Source organism: Arthrobacter sp. NPDC093139, from assembly GCF_044754165.1.
Classification (GTDB): domain Bacteria; phylum Actinomycetota; class Actinomycetes; order Actinomycetales; family Micrococcaceae; genus Arthrobacter.
Map to the genome: position 1 here is coordinate 314,175 of NZ_JBIVOO010000004.1, position 17,969 is coordinate 332,143.

At 65.3% G+C, this 17,969-nt stretch carries 18 protein-coding genes; 5 read left to right on the forward strand and 13 right to left on the reverse strand.

Translation table 11 applies throughout. The features are described from left to right. Nucleotides 1-15: 15 nt before the first annotated feature. On the reverse strand, nt 16-231 hold the full coding sequence (locus tag ACIP90_RS09320; RefSeq protein WP_400578797.1) for a hypothetical protein: 216 nt from the start codon (nt 229-231) through the stop codon (nt 16-18). On the opposite strand from ACIP90_RS09320, the gene ACIP90_RS09325 reads away from it, so the two are divergent. Together ACIP90_RS09325 and ACIP90_RS09330 are read left to right on the forward strand one after the other, a co-directional pair. Beyond that, nucleotides 225-1,142 carry a DMT family transporter gene (locus tag ACIP90_RS09325; protein WP_400578799.1) on the forward strand — a complete coding sequence of 306 codons (918 nt, stop codon included), beginning with the start codon at nt 225-227 and terminating at the stop codon, nt 1,140-1,142. The genes ACIP90_RS09320 and ACIP90_RS09325 overlap by 7 nt on opposite strands. An 883-nt stretch (nt 1,143-2,025) precedes the next feature. Further along, nucleotides 2,026-2,307, forward strand: coding sequence for a DUF6221 family protein (locus tag ACIP90_RS09330; RefSeq protein WP_400578801.1), 282 nt, complete (start codon nt 2,026-2,028; stop codon nt 2,305-2,307). A 403-nt stretch (nt 2,308-2,710) separates the two neighbouring features. On the opposite strand, the gene ychF is transcribed toward ACIP90_RS09330, so the two are convergent. After that, nucleotides 2,711-3,796: a redox-regulated ATPase YchF gene (gene ychF / locus ACIP90_RS09335; RefSeq protein WP_400578803.1), complete on the reverse strand. Its 1,086-nt coding sequence runs from the start codon at nt 3,794-3,796 to the stop codon at nt 2,711-2,713. Nucleotides 3,797-3,952: 156 nt separating this feature from the next. Between ychF and ACIP90_RS09340 the strand changes: the two genes are divergently transcribed. Continuing rightward, the gene (locus ACIP90_RS09340; protein WP_400578805.1) at nt 3,953-5,194 is read left to right on the forward strand and encodes a DNA recombination protein RmuC; all 1,242 of its coding nucleotides are present in this window, start codon (nt 3,953-3,955) and stop codon (nt 5,192-5,194) included. Between the two features lie 23 nt (nt 5,195-5,217). Here ACIP90_RS09340 and ACIP90_RS09345 read toward each other — a convergent pair whose 3' ends face one another. Both ACIP90_RS09345 and ACIP90_RS09350 read right to left on the reverse strand, forming a co-directional pair. After that, complete coding sequence (locus tag ACIP90_RS09345; RefSeq protein ID WP_400578807.1) at nt 5,218-6,294, reverse strand: 4-hydroxy-3-methylbut-2-enyl diphosphate reductase; 1,077 nt, start codon at nt 6,292-6,294, stop codon at nt 5,218-5,220. An 89-nt stretch (nt 6,295-6,383) separates the two neighbouring features. After that, on the reverse strand, nt 6,384-7,232 hold the full coding sequence (locus ACIP90_RS09350) for a hypothetical protein (protein ID WP_400578809.1): 849 nt from the start codon (nt 7,230-7,232) through the stop codon (nt 6,384-6,386). A 184-nt stretch (nt 7,233-7,416) separates the two neighbouring features. Here ACIP90_RS09350 and xseA point away from each other — a divergent pair, with 184 nt between their 5' ends. Together xseA and ACIP90_RS09360 are read left to right on the forward strand one after the other, a co-directional pair. Next, a complete protein-coding gene (xseA, locus tag ACIP90_RS09355) occupies nt 7,417-8,709 on the forward strand; it encodes an exodeoxyribonuclease VII large subunit (protein WP_400578811.1) in 1,293 nt (430 codons plus the stop codon). Between the two features lie 51 nt (nt 8,710-8,760). Then, complete coding sequence (locus tag ACIP90_RS09360; RefSeq protein WP_400578813.1) at nt 8,761-9,012, forward strand: exodeoxyribonuclease VII small subunit; 252 nt, start codon at nt 8,761-8,763, stop codon at nt 9,010-9,012. A gap of 30 nt (nt 9,013-9,042) precedes the next feature. On the opposite strand, the gene ACIP90_RS09365 is transcribed toward ACIP90_RS09360, so the two are convergent. The 9 genes from ACIP90_RS09365 to ACIP90_RS09405 all read right to left on the reverse strand — a co-directional run bounded on the left by ACIP90_RS09365 (nt 9,043) and on the right by ACIP90_RS09405 (nt 17,963). Beyond that, entirely contained in the window at nt 9,043-9,897 is an 855-nt protein-coding gene (locus tag ACIP90_RS09365) for a PPK2 family polyphosphate kinase (RefSeq protein ID WP_400578815.1), read from the reverse strand. 35 nt (nt 9,898-9,932) lie between these two features. Then, the gene (locus tag ACIP90_RS09370; RefSeq protein WP_400578817.1) at nt 9,933-11,153 is read right to left on the reverse strand and encodes a pyridoxal phosphate-dependent aminotransferase; all 1,221 of its coding nucleotides are present in this window, start codon (nt 11,151-11,153) and stop codon (nt 9,933-9,935) included. 130 nt (nt 11,154-11,283) lie between these two features. Further along, entirely contained in the window at nt 11,284-12,240 is a 957-nt protein-coding gene (locus tag ACIP90_RS09375) for an ABC transporter substrate-binding protein (RefSeq protein WP_400578819.1), read from the reverse strand. Next, nucleotides 12,237-12,980, reverse strand: a complete 744-nt coding sequence (locus ACIP90_RS09380) for an ABC transporter permease (RefSeq protein WP_400578821.1) — start codon at nt 12,978-12,980, stop codon at nt 12,237-12,239. Before ACIP90_RS09380 ends, ACIP90_RS09375 begins: the two co-directional genes overlap by 4 nt. After that, the gene (locus tag ACIP90_RS09385) at nt 12,977-13,690 is read right to left on the reverse strand and encodes an ABC transporter permease (protein WP_400578822.1); all 714 of its coding nucleotides are present in this window, start codon (nt 13,688-13,690) and stop codon (nt 12,977-12,979) included. The genes ACIP90_RS09380 and ACIP90_RS09385 overlap by 4 nt, the downstream gene beginning before the upstream one ends. Further along, nucleotides 13,690-14,790, reverse strand: a complete 1,101-nt coding sequence (locus ACIP90_RS09390) for an ABC transporter ATP-binding protein (protein ID WP_400578824.1) — start codon at nt 14,788-14,790, stop codon at nt 13,690-13,692. The genes ACIP90_RS09385 and ACIP90_RS09390 overlap by 1 nt, the downstream gene beginning before the upstream one ends. A 192-nt stretch (nt 14,791-14,982) precedes the next feature. Beyond that, nucleotides 14,983-16,110, reverse strand: a complete 1,128-nt coding sequence (rsgA, locus tag ACIP90_RS09395; RefSeq protein WP_400578932.1) for a ribosome small subunit-dependent GTPase A — start codon at nt 16,108-16,110, stop codon at nt 14,983-14,985. Between the two features lie 329 nt (nt 16,111-16,439). Continuing rightward, the gene (locus ACIP90_RS09400) at nt 16,440-16,892 is read right to left on the reverse strand and encodes an NUDIX hydrolase (RefSeq protein ID WP_400578826.1); all 453 of its coding nucleotides are present in this window, start codon (nt 16,890-16,892) and stop codon (nt 16,440-16,442) included. Nucleotides 16,893-16,958: 66 nt separating this feature from the next. Next, nucleotides 16,959-17,963, reverse strand: a complete 1,005-nt coding sequence (locus ACIP90_RS09405) for an N-acetylglucosamine kinase (protein ID WP_400578827.1) — start codon at nt 17,961-17,963, stop codon at nt 16,959-16,961. Between the last annotated feature and the right edge of the window lie 6 nt (nt 17,964-17,969).

Below are 17,969 nucleotides of genomic sequence, written 5' to 3' on the forward strand. Positions count from 1 at the left end.
GGATCCGGCACCGTGTTAATGGAAGGCTGGCACAATGACGACTCTGATCTGTCCCGGTTGCGGGAACGGGCCGCCAATGGCGAGCGTGACGCCGTAGGCCAACTCATCGAACTCGTAGCAGAACGAGAGGATTTCGACGAGCTCCGCGGTCTTGCCGACAGCGGCAGCAATGATGCTGCTGATCAACTTGTGGAACTGAATGACGAGGATGGCAGGGACAGCATGTGACACTCCCGCGGCGGGTACAGCGGCTGACTCTTGCCGCCTTCAGTGTGGCCGTCCTCTTGGGCGGGGCCAACTTTGTCGCGGTCCGGCTCAGCAACCAGGAGCTGGCCCCGTTCTGGGGTGCCGGCCTGCGCTTCGCCCTCGCCGCAGTGCTGTTCGTTCTCATCGCGCTTTTCCTGCGTCTCCGCTGGCCGCGTGGCCGGCTCTTGGCGCTGACGGCCGTCTACGGCGCCCTCGCGTTCGCAATACCATATGCGCTCCTGTATTGGGCGCTGACGCAGGCTACTGCAGGCTCCGCGACCGTGGTGATGGCCGGGGTCCCGCTGGTGACGTTGCTCCTTGCTGTGACCCAGCGACTCGAACGGTTCACCCTGAGAGCGCTGGCGGGTTCTGTCCTCGCCCTCGGCGGCATCGCGTGGATGGTCCTGGGCTCGCAGGGGGTCAGCGCTCCGGCGGGCGCGGTGCTAGCCATGCTCGGAGCCACGCTCGCCGTCGGCCAGAGCATCATCTTGGGAAAGCAACTGTCGGCCAACCACCCCGCCATGACCAACGCAGTCGCCATGACGATCGCCGCTCTGCTGCTGATCATGCTGTCCGCAGCGGTCAACGAGGTCTGGGGGCTGCCAAGTCAGCCCGGCGTGGCAGCGGCTTTGGCCTACCTGGTGACGCTGGGGTCGGTCGGCCTGTTCATCCTGGTCCTGCTCGTGGTGCGCACCTGGACCTCGTCGGCGAGCTCATACATGTTTGTCCTGTTTCCCGTCGTCACCATGGGTCTGGCGGCATGGCTCATCGAAGAGCCGGTGACCCTGCCTGCCGTCCTGGGCGCCGCACTGGTCATGACGGGCGTCTGGTTCGGCGCCCTGTCAGGGACCACGCTAAGTGGAACAGCCCCCTCAACACGCAGCCATTCACCGTAGCCCCGGGAGTGCACGTCTTCCGGAACGCCCCTCAACACGACGGTCAATCTGGATAGTCGGATCGCCCTGAGTAGGCGAGTGCCCGTGCCGGGGAAAGACAAGTACTGAGTACTGATGTCTTGGCCTCCACCCCTCATTTACCTTCGGGCTATGGGTGAAGACCGAGAGGACCGCGGAAGTGCCGGCATTCCTGTACCTGTCGTGATGGGCTGCCGAGGCATGCTGCCAGCGGCGATGTTCGGGTTCAAGGACGGTGTGGCCTGGGTGGCGGATGACGTGTTCGTGACTCGTTGTAAAGGCGGGATCCTGCTGGTTGAGCGATGGGATGGGCGGAGTGTGAGGTCTGCCGTTCTCCGTCCAGACAGCGAGGGTTTCCTCCGCGCACTGTGGGTGGCGCTCAACGCAGTTGCAGTGAACGGGTCTCCCGAATAACCAGTAGCAGGGAATCGCTTGAGGACTTCTTGCGGACTAAAGCGGGCCCCGCTTGGCCACTGTTTCGCATACGGCAGGTCCGCCGCTACTTCTTTGACGTAAAGAACGCGTCATTGTTGTCCATGGCGTAGATCGTAGCTTTGATAGTCCGGCTTATGCGGGTACGAACTAAGCAGCCTCCGCACTTTGGGGGAAATGCGGAGGCTGCATTGGTAACGCTAACAGGCGCTCAGTTTGTCACTCAACTTTATAAGCCTGCTGCCATGTAACAAGCCGTTCACGTGCCTGCCGTAACGTCGCGACTACCGTTACCGTAAAGGGCCTCTCAAGGGATCTGCGGCAGCGTAGGTGGCCCGCTCCGCGCGTGGGGGGCAGAGCGGCCCACCGCCGGGGTCTATCTTCACCACGCGCCTGTCGCTAACCGCCGGCACTGTTGCAATCGAATGGCAAGATGAAGGACATGAGCGACATCATCGACTTCCTCAATGCCCGCGTCGCGGAGGACGAGACAGAAGCGCGGCGGGAACTTGAACAGCTCGCAATGACCGAAGCAAAGGCTGACCTCCGTGCATTCGCCGAGTGCGAGGCGAAGCGAAAGATCATCGCCCATTATGAACGCATCGACTGGGACCACGAACCAGCGGGCGACCAGGACTACATGGAGAAGTTCCTCTTCATCATCGCCGAGGTCTACGCCGACCACCCCGACTACCGGGAAGAATGGCGACCTTGAGTACGGTCATTCGGGCAGGAATCCGGGGAGTCGGTTTCCCCACCCGATCATGCGTAGGTTCTCCACTGTGCGGCTGCATTCGGTGATGTCGGCCACTTTCCGTACTCCCACGAGTGCGCTTAAGGTTCAGAGGCAGATCAAGAGAGCGGGCAAGGGCCAGGTATCGATCACTGCCACGAAATATGGGCCATGTCGAGCACATCGGCGTGCATGCTGAGAGCAATGGCTGTTCCTTGGGGACGGCGGGTTGCCGCCACATCAGAACACCATCGGTTACTGGTGGCAGAGGACCGCACAAGGGCCGCGGCGGGCGCCATGATGGATGACGCGCTCAGCATTCCTGCGGACCCTGTGCGGACTGGCCTACCCTAATCCCCTTGTTTGCAAGGGAAAACGGGCCTTACTACACGTTGAAGCGGAACTCCACGACGTCGCCGTCGGCCATCACGTATTCCTTGCCTTCGATGCGGACCTTGCCGCGGGACTTCGCCTCGGCCATGGACCCCGCGTCGATGAGGTCTTCGAAGGAGACGACTTCGGCCTTGATGAAACCACGCTGGAAGTCGGAGTGGATTACTCCTGCCGCCTGCGGGGCGGTGTCCCCCCGGTGGATGGTCCAGGCCCTGGCCTCTTTGGGACCTGCCGTCAGGTACGTCTGCAGCCCCAGCGTGTGGAAGCCAACCCGCGCCAGCTGATCGAGTCCCGACTCGTCCTGGCCGTTCATCTCAAGCATTTCGCGGGCCTCGGCCTCGTCCAGCTCCACGAGGTCGGACTCCAGCTTCGCGTCGAGGAAGATGCAGTCAGCGGGCGCAACCATGGCGCGCAGCTCCGCCTGCTTCTCAGGGCTGCCAAGGATGGCTTCGTCGGCGTTGAAGACGTAGATAAAGGGCTTGGCCGTCAGGAGGCCAAGCTCCTTGAGGTGCTCCATCTCCAGCTTGTCGCTCTTGATGGAGGAGTATATGGTGTCGCCGCGCTCCAGGACCGCCTGCGCGGCCTTGATGGCAGCGAGCTCAGCGGCCTCCCGCTTCTTGATCTTGACCTCTTTTTCGATCCGGGGAATGGCCTTCTCGATGGTCTGCAGGTCTGCGAGGATCAGTTCGGTGTTGATGGTTTCCATGTCCGAACGGGGGTCGACTTTGCCGTCGACGTGGATAACGTCGGGGTCGTCGAAAACGCGCACCACTTCGGCGATGGCTTCGGCTTCGCGGATGTTGGCGAGGAACTGGTTGCCCAGCCCTTCTCCTTCGGATGCGCCCTTGACGATGCCGGCGATGTCGACGAAGGAGACGGCTGCGGGCAGCACGCGCTGGGATCCGAAGATCCCGGCGAGCTTCTGGAGCCGCGGGTCGGGCAGGTTCACGACGCCGATGTTCGGTTCGATGGTGGCGAACGGGTAGTTCGCCGCCAGCACCTGGTTGCGGGTCAGTGCGTTGAAAAGAGTTGATTTGCCGACGTTGGGCAGTCCGACGATGCCAATAGTAAGAGCCACGGACACTGATTCTACCCGGTGCGCCGGCGCCGGCTGCCACGGGCCGGGTCTCCAGGCGTCACTTCCTTGCCTGCGGCCCGGTTCTGTCAGGGCGCGGCTACCCACGGTCCCGCTGCCTTCGGCAAAAATGTCGCACCTGCATGCCACAGTGAAGGCATGGATTCTTTTGCAGTGATTCTGGCCCTCCTGATGCTGTTGCTCGGCGCCCTCGCGGGGGCGGCCTTTGCCTACACGGTCCTGCGCCGCCGCACCGCGGCGCTGGAAGCGGATTTCGACGGCGTCTCGGCACGGCTCTCGGCGGTCACCGCCCAATATGCTGCGGCCGAAGCCGAGCGTAAGCTGCTCGCCGTGCAGAACCGGGAACTGGGTGAGTCACGCCAGCAGGACGGCAGTGTCCTGCGGGCTCTGGCGCCGGTTGCCGAAAAGCTGACGGCCGTTCAGCAGCAGGTTTCCCTGCTGGAACGTGACCGGCTGGAGCAGTACGGGCAACTGGCACAGCAATTGCAGGAGGCCAGGCTTTCGGATGAACAGCTGATGAGGTCCACGCATGCCCTCGAGGCGGCGCTGCGTTCGAACAGCGCCCGCGGCCAATGGGGTGAAGTCCAGTTGCGGCGGGTCGTTGAAGCCTCCGGGATGCTGCGCCATGTCGATTTCCACGAGCAACTTCACAGCGCGGGAACCGACGCATCGGTCCGCCCGGACCTCGTGGTGCAGCTGCCCGGTGACAAGCAGCTGGTGATCGACGCCAAAGTGCCGCTGTCTGCTTACCTTGAGGCCCAGGATCTTGGCCACACCGACGGGGACACCGCCGGGAGCCGGTCAAACCAGCAGGTCCTTCTGGCTGCGCACGCCAAGGCGCTCAAGTCCCATGTTGATGCCCTCAGCAACAAAAAGTACTGGGACATATCCGGCAACTCCCCTGAGCTGGTCATTTGCTTCCTGCCGGCCGAGTCCATCCTCGCGGCCGCGCTCTCTGCCGATCCCGGGCTCCTGGACCATGCGCTGTCCAGGAACGTGGTCCTGGCCTCGCCGGGCACGCTGCTGGCCGTCCTCAAATCCGTCGCGTTCACCTGGCGGCAGGACGTGCTTACCGACAGTGCCCGCGAACTGTTCGAACTGGCCCGGCAGCTCTACGAACGGATGGGAACCCTCGGGGAAAATGTCAGCAAGCTGGGGTCCTCGCTGAAAACCTCGGTGGACCGGTACAACTCCATGGTGGGCACGTTGGAAGCACGGGTCCTCCCCACGGCGCGGAAGCTCAATGCCCTCGACGCCACCGGGCTTGCCACACCTTCCGCGGTCCAAGTCACCGCCCGCGCCGTATCCGCTCCCGAACTGCAGACACGGGAACGGTCAGCGGCTACACCGGAGGAGGCATCGGAAGAGGACGCCGCGTAGGCCTCACCCTTCCGGCCTGCCGGCTAGTTTGAGCGCCGGCCGCCGAGGGCCCGGGAAACGTCGCCGGCTTCCTTAAGGGTTGCGCGCAGTTCCTTGGGCAACGAGAAGAGCAGGTCCTCCTCGGCGGTGACGACTTCCTCGACGCTGCCGTAGCCGTAGTCGGCCAGCAGGCGGAGAACGTCTTTGACCAGCACTTCGGGAACGGAGGCACCGGACGTGACGCCGACAGTGGCCACGCCTTCGAACCAGGCCTCGTCCACCTCGTTCGCGAAGTCGACGCGGTAGGAAGCCTTTGCCCCATACTCGAGCGCGACCTCAACCAGGCGCACCGAGTTGGAGGAGTTGGCCGAACCGACCACAATCACGAGGTCCGCCTGGGGCGCGATCTTCTTGATGGCCACCTGTCGGTTCGTGGTGGCGTAGCAGATGTCATCACTGGGCGGGTCCTGCAGCGTCGGGAAGCGCTCCTTGAGCAGCCGGACGGTTTCCATGGTTTCGTCGACGCTCAGCGTGGTCTGCGACAGCCAGATGACTTTTTCCGGATCCCGGACGGTCACCTTGTCCACCTCGTGCGGACCGTTAATGATCTGGATGTGCTCCGGTGCTTCCCCGGCCGTACCCTCCACTTCCTCATGGCCGTCATGGCCGATCAGGAGGATGTCGAAGTCGTCCTTCGCGAAACGGACGGCTTCCTTGTGGACCTTTGTCACCAGGGGGCAGGTGGCATCGATGGTGCGCAGGCCGCGGTCGCCGGCGGACTGGACGACGGCCGGCGACACGCCATGGGCCGAGAAGATGACCAGGGCGCCTTCGGGCACCTCATCGGTTTCATCGACGAAGATGGCGCCCTGCTCTTCAAGGGAGCTCACGACGTGCACGTTGTGGACAATCTGCTTGCGGACGTACACCGGAGGCCCATAGTGCTCCAAGGCCTTCTCCACCGCGATGACGGCACGGTCTACCCCCGCGCAGTACCCGCGGGGGGCCGCCAGCAGGACCTTTTTGGGGCCGGATACCGGTGCGGCTGCCGACACATCCTCGGGCGAACGCCGCCGGCGCGGGACAGTTGGCATCGAAAGGGAGACTGCTGAGGAGGTCATTTCTCCATGCTACCGGGTGTGGCAGTGCGTCCCGGCAGCCCGGTCGGCCGGCCGAAAACCTCCGCTCCGGGCACCGTCCCCGGAGGGCTTCAGCCCTTTCGGACAGCGCCGCCAAGAAAACCGAGCACGAGCCCTGCGCCCAGCAGCACGGCACCGGTGACCGCGCCGGCCTGGATCCAGGACCCGAATCCGTTGGCCGAGGCAGCCACGAATTCCCGCTTAAAGAGGTCAGCCACCTCGTTGCCGCTCGCTGCGCCCATGACCGCGTCGGTCGCCCAGCGAGATCCCAGGCTCCACAGGCCGGCCAGCCCGAGTACTCCAATCCCCGTGCCCACCAGCACTGACCAACGCCGCCGGGCCGCCACAAGGGCAAGGAGGAAGGCGATGCCTGCCCCGATGGCCAGGCTGTAGCCAACAGGAGCGTAGGCGGCGACCTGCTCGATGAGCTGGCGCTGGCTGGACTGGCCAACGGTCAGCAGGGTCTGCTCCGGGGCTTCCAGCGGCACGCCGAGACGCTCGGAGATCTGCTCGGCCGCGAGGGCCACAAGCGGCGCCACATCCAGGGTGATGGACGTCGCGGCCTCGGTTTCGGAGGTGCCGGCGCCCGCCGCGGCAAAGTTGAGCCGGTGGCTCTTCCGCAAGGTTTCTTCCCAGGCAGCGGGGTAGCCCGGGAGTCCGGTGAGCGACGAGGCAGCCGATTCCAGCAACGGCCGGACGGCCTCGGCCAGGGGGCCGGGCACCGCTCCCCCGGTGTCGATTCCGCCCACCGCGGCGGCAGCAAGCCGGTTCTGAAATGTAGGATCCTTGCCCAAAGGAGCGGCCAGGGCAACAAAACCGTCCTCCTGCACGATGTTGCGGTCCACCCACATGGCCGGGACGGCAACTGCGGCCAGCAGCAGGCCAAGGACAACGGCCAAGGCCGAAACAAAAGAACGCAAGGGATTCCTAGCTGGTTGGGGGTTCCTGGCGGGTCGATGCGACACAGCCATCCTAGGTGCGCGGCCGCATGAGCAGAAAATGTCGCCGCCCGGTGATAAAGCTATGGATAGAGTTGATTAACCCACCGCGACGGCAAAGGACAGCCACTCATGCAACAGGGCAACGCCTCCACCCGGGCTGCACATGGCTGAAAATGCCATCGTGCCGGCCGCCGGGCGCACAACGGTGCCTCCCACCGCCGCAGACACCAGCCCGGACAATCCGTGGCCGCTGCAGCTGCTGTCCCAAAAACTCAAGACCCATATCGAACGAGCCCCTGCGGCGTGGGTCGAAGGCCAGGTCATTGAACTGAACCGGCGTGGCACCAGCGCCTTCCTGACGCTCAGGGACGTCGACGCGGAGATTTCACTGCCGGCGTCCGTCTGGTCGAAGATCCTGGACCGCCAGGAGACGCCGCTCGAGCGCGGCAGCCGCGTGGTTGCCCTGCTCAAGGCCGAATTCTGGCTGAAGACCGGACGGCTAAACATGTCCGTCAAGGACATCCGCCCGGTGGGCCTGGGCGACCTCCTCGCCCGGATCGAGAGGCTGCGCCACGCGCTCGCCGCCGAAGGCCTCTTTGCCGAATCCCGGAAGAAACGGCTGCCGCTGCTGCCCCACCGCATCGGCCTCATCACCGGCCGGGACTCCGACGCCAAGAAGGACGTCCTCCGCAACGCAGCGTTGCGGTGGCCCGCCGTCGAGTTCGAAGTCCGGGAGGTGGCCGTTCAGGGGAACACCGCGGTGAGCCAAATTGTCGGGGCGCTGAAGGAACTCGACTCCCGCTCCGACGTCGACGTCATCGTCATTGCACGCGGAGGGGGTGCGCTGGAGGACCTCCTGCCGTTCAGCAACGAGGAACTGATCCGGGCCGTCGCCGCCGCCGTCACCCCGGTGGTGAGTGCCATCGGGCACGAGGCGGACCGGCCCATCCTGGACGACGTCGCCGACCTTCGCGCGTCCACGCCCACGGACGCCGCCAAGCGGATCGTTCCGGAAGTCTCGGAGGAGCTCGCCCGGGTCCGGCAGGCCGAAGCCCAGCTGCACCGCTCGGTCTCCCAGCTTGTCGCCAGGGAATCTGACCGCCTCGCGGCCCTGCGTTCCCGACCGGCCCTCGCCTCACCGGAAGGCATGGTCACTGCCCGGGAGGAGGATGTGGAACGGCTTTCCCGCCGCTCCACTGCAGCGATCAGCGCGGCTGTCACCAGGGCAACGGACCAGCTCGCCCACCTCCAGGCCCAGGTCAGAGCGCTGTCTCCGCAGCAAACCCTGGACCGCGGCTACGCCGTGGTCCAGCTCGGCGAAGCCAGCGGGGCGGCAGCAGGGACAGTGGTGCGCCACCCCTCGCAGGTTCCGCCCGCCACGGAACTTTCCGTCCGGGTAGCGGGCGGGCGGTTCGGTGCGACATCGACCGGCGCCCGCCAGCCCGCCGGCGCCTGATGCATGACCGAGAAACCGCCCAGTTCAACAAACACGACAGGTGAAACTGACATGACGGACCAGACCAACGACGCCGCACCCGAGACTGCAGCGCAGGCACCCCTGCCGGCAGACATCGAGGCGCTGAGCTACGAGGAAGCACGGGAGCAGCTGGTGGGCGTGGTATCCCGGCTCGAAGCCGGCGGGACAAGCCTTGAAGATTCACTCGCCCTCTGGGAGCGGGGCGAAGCCCTCGCCCGTCGCTGCGAAGAATGGCTGGAGGGCGCACGGAAGAGGCTGGCGGCCGCCCGCAAGGTCAGCTGAAGCAGCAGTAAATAGCGGCCGTTCCGTCCGTTAGGACCTTTCAACGAGGCGGCGTTCGGCGTCCACATCGAACTCGGCTTTGGGCCACTCGAGCTGAAGCTCTCCGAGCGCCTCCAGAAGCAACTGCTGCACGGCGATCCGCGCGTACCATTTCTTGTTGGCAGGCACGACGTACCACGGGGCATGCTCCGAGTTGGCGGCATCGAATGCCGCCTGGTACGCAGCCATGTAGTCTTCCCAGAATGCGCGTTGCTTCAGGTCTCCGGTGTTGTACTTCCAGTGCTTGGCGGGATTATTCAGCCGGGCCAGGAGGCGCTCCTTCTGCTCCTCGTTGCTGATGTGAAGCATGACCTTGATGACCTTCGTGCCCACGGCAACCTGCCTGGCTTCGAACTCGTTGATGGCCGCGTAGCGGCGTTCAAGCTCCTTCGGGTCAGCCCAGCGGTGAACCCGGTGGATCAGGACGTCCTCGTAGTGAGACCGGTCAAAGACGCCCAGCATGCCGGCGGCGGGGACTTCCCTTTCGATGCGCCAGAGAAAGTCGTAGGCCTTCTCCTGAGGTGTCGGTGCCTTGAAGGACTTGAACTGGACGCCCTGCGGATCCATGGCGCCCAATACGTGCTTGACGATTCCGCCCTTGCCGGCGGTATCCATTCCCTGCAGGATCAGCAGGACCCGCTTGGTGCCGCCAAATTTCGATTCGGCAAACAGCTTCTCCTGAAGTTCCGCGAGCTTGTGGTCGAGGTCCTTAAGGAGGGTCTCGCCGTCGGCCTTGTTCCCGGGATAGCCCGGGGTGGTATTAGGGTCAACATCCGCCAGCTTGAAGCCCTTGCCGACCCTCAGGGATCCGGAGGGGAACTTCGTGAAATCCACGACGCCGGTCATGTTGGCCTCTTTCCACAGTTGTGTGTGGGAACAGGCTAGTTCCCCTGGTACCTGCCGAGGAAGTCTCCCATACGGCCAATTGCTTCTTCGATGTCCTTCACGTTTGGCAGGGTGACCATCCTGAAGTGGTCAGGCCGCACCCAGTTGAACGCCCGGCCATGGGACACGAGGATCTTTTGTTCCTTGAGCAGGTCCAGGACGAACTTCTCGTCGTCGCGGATGTGGAAAACCTCGGGATCCAGCTTGGGGAACAGGTACAGGGCTCCCCTGGCCTGCTGGGTGCTGACGCCGGGGATGGCGTTGAGCATGTCGTACGCTTTGTTCCGCTGCTCCAGCAGGCGCCCGCCAGGCAGGATGAGGTCGTTGATGCTCTGGTAGCCGCCCAGCGCAGTCTGGATGGCATGCTGCGCCGGCACATTGGCGCAGAGCCTCATGTTGGCGAGCAGATTAATGCCTTCGAGATAGTCGGAGGCGTCCTTCTTCGGGCCGGAGATGGCCATCCACCCTGCCCGGTAGCCGCACACGCGGTAGGCCTTGGACAGTCCGCTGAAGGTCAGGCACAGGACGTCGTCGCCGGTGAGGCCGGCCATGTTCACGTGGACGGCGTCCTCGTACAGGATCTTTTCGTAGATCTCGTCGGCGAAGAGCACCAGCCCATGCTTCTCCGCCAGGGCCACGATTTTCCGGAGTGTGCTTTCGGGGTAGACGGCACCTGTCGGGTTGTTCGGGTTGATGACCACGATCCCTTTGGTGCGCGGCGTGATTTTGGCTTCCAGGTCCTCCAGGTCCGGCTGCCAGCCCGATTCCTCGTCGCAAAGGTAGTGGACCGGACGTCCGCCGGCGAGGGCCACCGAAGCCGTCCACAGCGGGTAGTCGGGCGTGGGGATCAGGATCTCATCGCCCTCTTCGAGCAGAGCCATGAGCGACATGGTGATGAGCTCACTCACGCCGTTGCCCAGGTAGATGTCATCCACGTCGATGTTCTGGATCCCGCGGGTTTGGTAGTACTGCGAAACCGCCGTGCGGGCCGAGAAGATGCCGCGGGAGTCACTGTAGCCCTGGGCATGCGGCAGGTGGCGGATCATGTCCACCAGGATCGCGTCCGGCGCTTCAAAGCCGAAGGGGGCTGGGTTTCCGATGTTCAGTTTGAGGATGCGGTGTCCCTCTGCCTCCATTTGCTGGGCGGCCTGAAGAATCGGTCCACGGATGTCGTAAAGGACATTATGAAGCTTGGTGGACTGCTTGAATTCTGCCATCCATCAAATATGCCATATGCGGGATGTGCTTCCGGGGAGACGTGGCTCACACGTGACGGCGGCTGCCGGCTTCGCAGGGAAGTCCGGCAGCCGCCGTCGTGGTTCAGTTTTTGAGAGTCGGTGGCTTGCCCTACTTGACGATGCCCTTGTCCTTGAGCCAGGCCGCGGCCGCATCTTTGGCATTCTGCTTCTGGCTGCCGCTGACTGCACGGTTGAGGTTGATGAGGTCTTCGGTCGTCAGGATCCGGGACACCCCGTTCAGGGCCTCCTTGGCCTTGTCCGTCATCTTGGCGCTGTTGTACAGGGGCAGCACCTGCTGGGCCTTGAAGTTGTTCTTGGGGTCTTCCAGGACCACGAGGTCGTTGTCGGCGATCGAAGGGGTTGTGGTGTAGATGTCGGCCACCTGGACTTCATCCGTCAGGAGTGCCTGCAGGGTCAGGTTGCCGCCGCCGTCGTTGAACGGTTTGAGCGCCTTGAGTTCGCAGTTGTAGTTCTTCTTGAGCCCTGGGAACCCGTAGGCGCGCGTTTCGAACGTGGCCGGTGCGGCCATCGTGAAGTCCTTGCAGACCTTGGCCAGGTCCTCGATGGATTTGAGCTGGTGCTTCTCGGCCGTTGCCTTGGTCACCACCATGGCATCCTTGGACTCGGCCTTGGCCGCCTCCAGCACTCCGAGGCCTTCCGGCAGCTTCTCCGGCAGGGCCTTGTAAACGTCCTCCGCGGCGACTTCCGGCGCCTCGGGGTCCACATGCGAGAGCAAGTTTCCTGAGTAGTCCGGCACGACGTCCACGGAGCCGTCCTGCACGGCTTTGAAGTAGATCTCGCGGGAGCCGATGTTGGGCTTGGTGGTGGTTGTGATGCCGGCCGCGTTCAGTGCCCCGGCGTAGATTTCGGCAATGACCTGGCTTTCCGGGAAGTCGGCGGAACCGACAACCAGGGAGCCGCCACCCGTCGCACCGCCTGCGGTGGTGGTCGGTGACGTCAGCGGATCGCCGCCGCCGCAGGCCGAGAGCGCCAGGGCCATGCCAACACCTGCGGCAAGGCCGCCCAGGCCGCGGCGGGTGACGGTCGTGCGGATGGGGTGCTTCATGGGGTACCTCCTTGAACAGCGGCGGTCGCGGGTGCGGCAGCCGAGCGTGTGGTGGCGGCCTTGCGGCCGCCCTTGGGACCGGTGGCCAGTCCGGGGGAAACCAGCAGCCTCTGCGCCGCTGCAAGCACGAGGTCGACGGCGATCGCCAGGCCGGCGATCAGCAGCGAACCGGCCAGCATACGGGGGAAGTCCTGGAGGACCAGGCCGTCGAAGAGGTACCGTCCGAGTCCTCCGAGCGGCAGATACGCCACGACGGATACGGTGGCGATCACCTGCAGCACGGCCGTCCGGATGCCCCCGAACATCACTTGGAGACCATTGGGCAGCTCCACCCGGAAGAGGATCTGCAGTTCCTTCATGCCCATGGCGCGCGCGGCATCCACAACTGCCGGGTCGACGCTGGAGATCCCGGCGTACGTGCCTGCCAGCAGCGGCGGGACCGTGAGGATCACCAGCGCCCACACCGGCGGCATGAGGCCGCTGCCCGCGATGAGCGCGAAGAGCACCAGCAGGCCCAGCGTGGGCAGGGCCCGCAGCGCTCCTGCCACGGCCACTGCCGCGACCCTCCCCCGCCCGGTGTGGCCGATATAGAGCCCGACGGGCACGGCGATCGCCGCGGCGATTGCCAGGACGAGGCCGCTGTACTGCAGGTGCTCGAGCAGCCTGTTGGCGATGCCTGAGGTCCCCGTCCAGTGACTTGGATCGGCGAGCCAGGCAAAGGTTTCGGTGAAGATACTCATGGCCGGGCCCCCGCATGGATCTGCGTCTCGGCAATGTACTCCGCCCCCGTCACAGGCTCCGCGCGGGAGGGCGCAGCCGATACCCGGGTCCACGGCGTGAGCAGCCGCTCCAGGAGGACCAAGACGGCATCCATCAGGAGTGCCAGCAGGAGAATCGCAACGATCCCCACCACTACCTCCGTGACGAAGGTCCGCTGCAGCCCGTCCGTGAAGAGGATGCCCAGGTTTCCCACGCCCAGCAATGCGGCAACGCTCACCAGCGAGATGTTGCTCACGGACACGACGCGCAGGCCGGCGAACAGCACTGGAAGGGAGAGGGGCAGATCAATGGACAGGAAGCGTGCCGCGGGTTTGTAGCCCATGGCCACGGCCGCCTGCCGCAGGTCCTCATCGACCGAATCGAAGGCGTCCATAGCAGCCCGCACCAGCAACGCCACGGCGTAGATCGTCAAGGCAACGATGACATTCAGCGGGTCCAGGATCCTCGTGCCCAGCAGGGGCGGCAGGATGATGAAGAGTGCCAGCGACGGGATCGTGTACAGCAGCGACGTCAGGGTGGTTACAAGGGACCTGAGCACAGGGTGGCGCCGCGAGACCTGGGCCAGCGGAATGGATATCAGCAGCCCCAAAACCATGGGCACCAGGGCAAGGATCAGATGCTGGCCCGCCCGCTCGAAGACCATGCCGCTGTTCGCCAGGAACCAGTCCATCAGAGGGCATCCTGGCGGACCCGGCGGGCGGATTCGATGACAGCGAGCACTTCCGCCGCCTCGATCACGCCCGCGACCCTGCCCTCGCTGTCCACCGCCACGCCCAGGCCCGACGGCGAAGACAGGGCGGAATCCAGCGCCCGGCGCAGCGTATCCCCGGGCCGGAACAGCGAGCCTCCCGGGATGAGTTCGGAACCGGAACCGGGGCCTTCCCAGCCCAGGGGACGGGACTCCGCGTCCACGACGAGGCGCCAGCCGCCGGCGTTTCCCGTCATCCCGGCGTCGGCGTTTTCGCCCCGGGTGACAGTCGCCACCGGCCGGATCGTCACGCCGTCGGCCGCCGTAAATCCAAGGTGCCGGAACCCGCGGTCGCGGCCCACGAAGGACGCCACGAACTCACTGGCCGGCGCACGGAGGATTTCCTCCGGTGTGGCGTACTGGGCGAGCTTGCCGCCGACGGCGAAGACCGCCACCTTGTCCCCCAGCACAGTGGCCTCGTCGATGTCATGCGTGACAAAGACAATCGTCTTGGCCAGATCGCGCTGCAGCCGCAGCAGTTCCCGCTGGAGCTCGTCGCGGACCACGGGATCCACTGCGCTGAAGGGTTCATCCATGAGCAGCACCGGCGGATCGGCGGCCAGGGCACGGGCCACGCCCACTCGCTGCTGCTGCCCTCCGGAGAGCTGGGACGGGTAGCGCTTCCCAAGTGCGGCAGCCAGCCCGACGACGTCGAGCAGTTCTTCGGCGCGCCTCCGTGCGTCCGCCTTGGAGACGCCGTTCAGGCGCGGCACCGTGGCGATGTTGTCCAGCACCGAGCGGTGCGGCATGAGGCCGGAGGACTGCATGACATACCCCATGGACCGCCGAAGCTCCGCCGCCGGCACCGACGTGACATCCTTGCCGTCCACAGTGATGGTACCCCTGGTGGGCTCAACCATCCTGTTGATCATGCGCAGGGACGTGGTCTTTCCGCAGCCCGACGGTCCGACGAACACCGTGATGGAGCCTTTGTCGATGGTCATGCTCAGGTTGTCCACCGCCGGCTGTCCACCCTGATACTGCTTGGTGACGCTATCGAACTCAATCATGGCTTCGGCCATTCCCGGGCTTACCTAACTGTTGTCAGCAACATCGGACAAGCGAGCTGATCATAAGCACGCTGAATTTTGGGTGTAAAGCGCACTTTGACAAAGCGTAACCAGTGCCTGCGGGAAAGTAACCGCAGACGCCCATACCGTAACCATTCGGAGACAACTGCCCGCCGGATGGGTCTCCGACCGAAAACCGCCGGGCTAGCCGTTTCTGTACCTTTCCGCCGCGCGCTGGGTCCTGCCCGCTACCGCCACTTTCTGATGCCACTCGCGCTGGTAGGCCCGCCGGGCCGCAGCGTCGTGACGCCGATTCAGGGCGGCAAGTTCACGCTGCAGCTTGAGATAGCTGGCCCACCGCCTGGTGTCCAGGGTTTCGTCGGTTAGCGCAGCCTGGACGGCACAGCCCGGTTCGCGGTCGTGGGCGCAGTCGGAGAACCGGCACTGCCGGAACAGCTCCTCAAGATCGCCGAACATGTCGCCCATGCCCTCGTCGGCGTCGAACAGCCCAAAGCCACGCACTCCGGGTGTGTCCATGAGCACCGCGCCGCCCGGCAGTGACACCAGCTCCCGGGACGTAGTGGTGTGCCGTCCCCTGCCGTCAGCTGCCCGGACCTCTCCCGTGGATTGGACCTCCCTGCCGGCGAGTGCGTTGATGAGCGTGGACTTGCCGGCGCCGGAGGGCCCCAGCAGCACGAGGGTCCCTCCACTGGGCACGTGGGCGAGCAACTCGTCCAGGCCGTCCCCCTGCTCTGCTGATGTGGTCACCACGTCGACTCCGGCCGCCTGCAGGATGACCTTCCCGACGACGTCATCCGCGAGGTTGGCCAGGTCGGCTTTCGTGATGATCACCAGCGGCGTGGCACCTGAATCCCAGGCCGCAACGAGGGTCCGTTCCAGCCGGTTGTGGGTCAGCGGCCGGTCGACCGGAACCACCACGCCCACCACGTCGATGTTGGCGCCCAGAACCTGCGCCTCGGAGGACGCGTCGAACGCCCGTTTGCGGCTCAGCTCGGACGTGCGCGGAAGCACGGCGACGACGGCCGGCTCACCGGCGGCGTTGTGCCCGAGCCAGACCCAGTCGCCGCTGGCAGGCACGGGCGGCGAGGCCGGATACGGCACGTGCACAAGGCCGTCCGCCGTGGCGACGAGAAGGCGGTTACGGTCAACCCGGACGACCCGGCCAGGCATTTGCCCGCCGGTTACCGGGTGGGCCGCGAAATGCGCGGCCGTGGAGGCCGAGAAACCGTACTCGGCTGGTCCCGGCAGGGGTGCGGCGCCGGGCTTGTGGCTGGACTGGTTGTTTTCAGCCGTTGCGTTGTTTTCGGCCATTGCAGGGCCGGAAGGATTGTTCACTGTGGACCTTTGGGTGGGGCCCCTTGGCACCACGCTGGCCGTCCCGTACGAGCACGTATCGGGGTGGCGGCTGAGGATTAGGCGGTGCCGAATCGCGGGGCAGGATTAATGAAGGAGTCTTTGCTTATGCGCTCCGGGCGCAGGAAAGCTGCAATCATCAGGTCCACCTCCCCGCTGCGTCTCATGCCGGATGCCCTATCCGGTCGCTCCCAACAGGATAGCCAGCGGGTCTTTGCTTGGCTAGGAAATTCCGGGCTCGGCTAGGAAAATCCGGGGATTGGCTAGGAAATTCCGGGGCAAAAGGCTCAGTCGAGCTTGCCGTTGACGGGCCGCTCCCTGAACAGCCGCAGCGCCGCATCCACCAGTGAGACGCGGTTCAGGGAGCCAACTTCATCCAGCGGGATCCAGGCAGCGTGGGTGGTGGTGCCGTCCACCTCGTGGGTGAGTTCCCCGCCGGTGATCCTTGCCTCGTACACGAGCCGGAGCGCCTGGAAATCCCGATCGATGCCGTCCAGCCGTGATCCTGAGGGCCAGTGGCCGACGTCGATCCCCAGCATGGCACCGATCTCGGCGTGGTAGCCCGTTTCCTCGAAGATCTCCCGGACGCATCCGTCCACCGGATGTTCGGCGAGGTCCAGGCCGCCCCCGGGAAGCGTCCACCCCTCCTTGCCGTCTTGTTTCCAGTACGCCAGCAGAATGGCGTCGTTGCGGAGGATCACGGCGTATGCCGCGGGGCGGGTGTCGAAGAGAACGCTCATGAATCCAGCCTAGCCCGGGCACAGGAGCTCAATGCCGCCGCGTGCCGCCTGGCACGGGTTGCCCGTCTAGTGCTGTTCGCCCACGAGCTGCAGGACCCCAAACACGGGCTCCCGGTCAAGGACCCGCACGTCTGTGACGCCGGCCGCGCCGAGGTGGTTCCTGAAGGAGTCCTGCAGGCGGACAACGTTCATGCCCAGGCCGCTGCCCAGGATGACCGGGCCCTCCAGCCCTAGCTGGCGCAGAACCTGCGCGGCCATACCGGCCAGGTCCTTGCCCGCCTGGTCGAGGAGCTCCTGACTAACCCGGTGGCCGGCGTCTGCCGCCTCCACGACAAGCCTGGCCTGCTGGGCCCAGTAGCGCCGTCCCGTGGTCGGGGAATGGAACAGGGCGATCAGCTTGTTGGGGTCGTCAATGTTGCAGGAGGCCAGCAGGGCACGGGTGAGGTCGTCGGGCTCCAGCCCCTGGTTCATGCGGCGGAGGCTGTGGCGGACGGCTTCCCGCCCCAGCCAGTAGCCGCTGCCTTCATCGCCCAGAAGGTAGCCCCAGCCGCCGGCCCGGGCTTCTTCCCCCTGCCCGTTCCGGCCCCAGGCAGCCGATCCGGTGCCCGCGATGACAGCCACGCCGCTGGCCGCGCCGCCGGCCGCCAGCAGCAAGCGGGAATCATGGACCACGGTGACCGCTGCGCCGGGTGCGTGGGGCCTGATGAGCGCCGCCAGCGCGGCGGCGTCCTCCTCTGTATCAATCCCTCCGGCGCCGGCATAGACGTGGGCCACGGGACCCTGGCCGATTTTTGCGAACAGATCCGCCAGATGCGCCGCCGCTTCGTCGCGGGTGACGTTCTGGACGTTGGAACTGCCGACGGTTTCGTCGGCCACGGGCCGGCCGTTCTCGAAACGGACGCCCCGCGTCTTGGTGCCGCCGATGTCCAGGCCGATCACGGTACCTGCAGCAGGAACAGCACGGGCCGGGCGGGCGCCCTCCGGGGGAAGGACGGCGTCCGTTTGAGGCGAAGGGGCAGCCTTGCCGGCAGGAACACCCGGGGCATCGGATAGGTTGTCAGAGTCAGTCACCCCACC

What these genes read in the sequence shown, in the direction of transcription:
- ACIP90_RS09370 (WP_400578817.1), bottom strand. Translation starts at nt 11,153, where the DNA reads ATGGCAGAATTCAAGCAGTCCACCAAGCTTCATAATGTCCTTTACGAC.
- ACIP90_RS09360 (WP_400578813.1), top strand. Translation starts at nt 8,761, where the DNA reads ATGACGGACCAGACCAACGACGCCGCACCCGAGACTGCAGCGCAGGCA.
- ACIP90_RS09375 (WP_400578819.1), bottom strand. Translation starts at nt 12,240, where the DNA reads ATGAAGCACCCCATCCGCACGACCGTCACCCGCCGCGGCCTGGGCGGC.
- ACIP90_RS09385 (WP_400578822.1), bottom strand. Translation starts at nt 13,690, where the DNA reads ATGGACTGGTTCCTGGCGAACAGCGGCATGGTCTTCGAGCGGGCGGGC.
- ACIP90_RS09390 (WP_400578824.1), bottom strand. Translation starts at nt 14,790, where the DNA reads ATGGCCGAAGCCATGATTGAGTTCGATAGCGTCACCAAGCAGTATCAG.
- ACIP90_RS09380 (WP_400578821.1), bottom strand. Translation starts at nt 12,980, where the DNA reads ATGAGTATCTTCACCGAAACCTTTGCCTGGCTCGCCGATCCAAGTCAC.
- ACIP90_RS09365 (WP_400578815.1), bottom strand. Translation starts at nt 9,897, where the DNA reads ATGACCGGCGTCGTGGATTTCACGAAGTTCCCCTCCGGATCCCTGAGG.
- ACIP90_RS09345 (WP_400578807.1), bottom strand. Translation starts at nt 6,294, where the DNA reads ATGACCTCCTCAGCAGTCTCCCTTTCGATGCCAACTGTCCCGCGCCGG.
- xseA (WP_400578811.1), top strand. Translation starts at nt 7,417, where the DNA reads ATGGCTGAAAATGCCATCGTGCCGGCCGCCGGGCGCACAACGGTGCCT.
- ACIP90_RS09340 (WP_400578805.1), top strand. Translation starts at nt 3,953, where the DNA reads ATGGATTCTTTTGCAGTGATTCTGGCCCTCCTGATGCTGTTGCTCGGC.
- ACIP90_RS09400 (WP_400578826.1), bottom strand. Translation starts at nt 16,892, where the DNA reads ATGAGCGTTCTCTTCGACACCCGCCCCGCGGCATACGCCGTGATCCTC.
- rsgA (WP_400578932.1), bottom strand. Translation starts at nt 16,110, where the DNA reads ATGGCCGAAAACAACGCAACGGCTGAAAACAACCAGTCCAGCCACAAG.
- ACIP90_RS09330 (WP_400578801.1), top strand. Translation starts at nt 2,026, where the DNA reads ATGAAGGACATGAGCGACATCATCGACTTCCTCAATGCCCGCGTCGCG.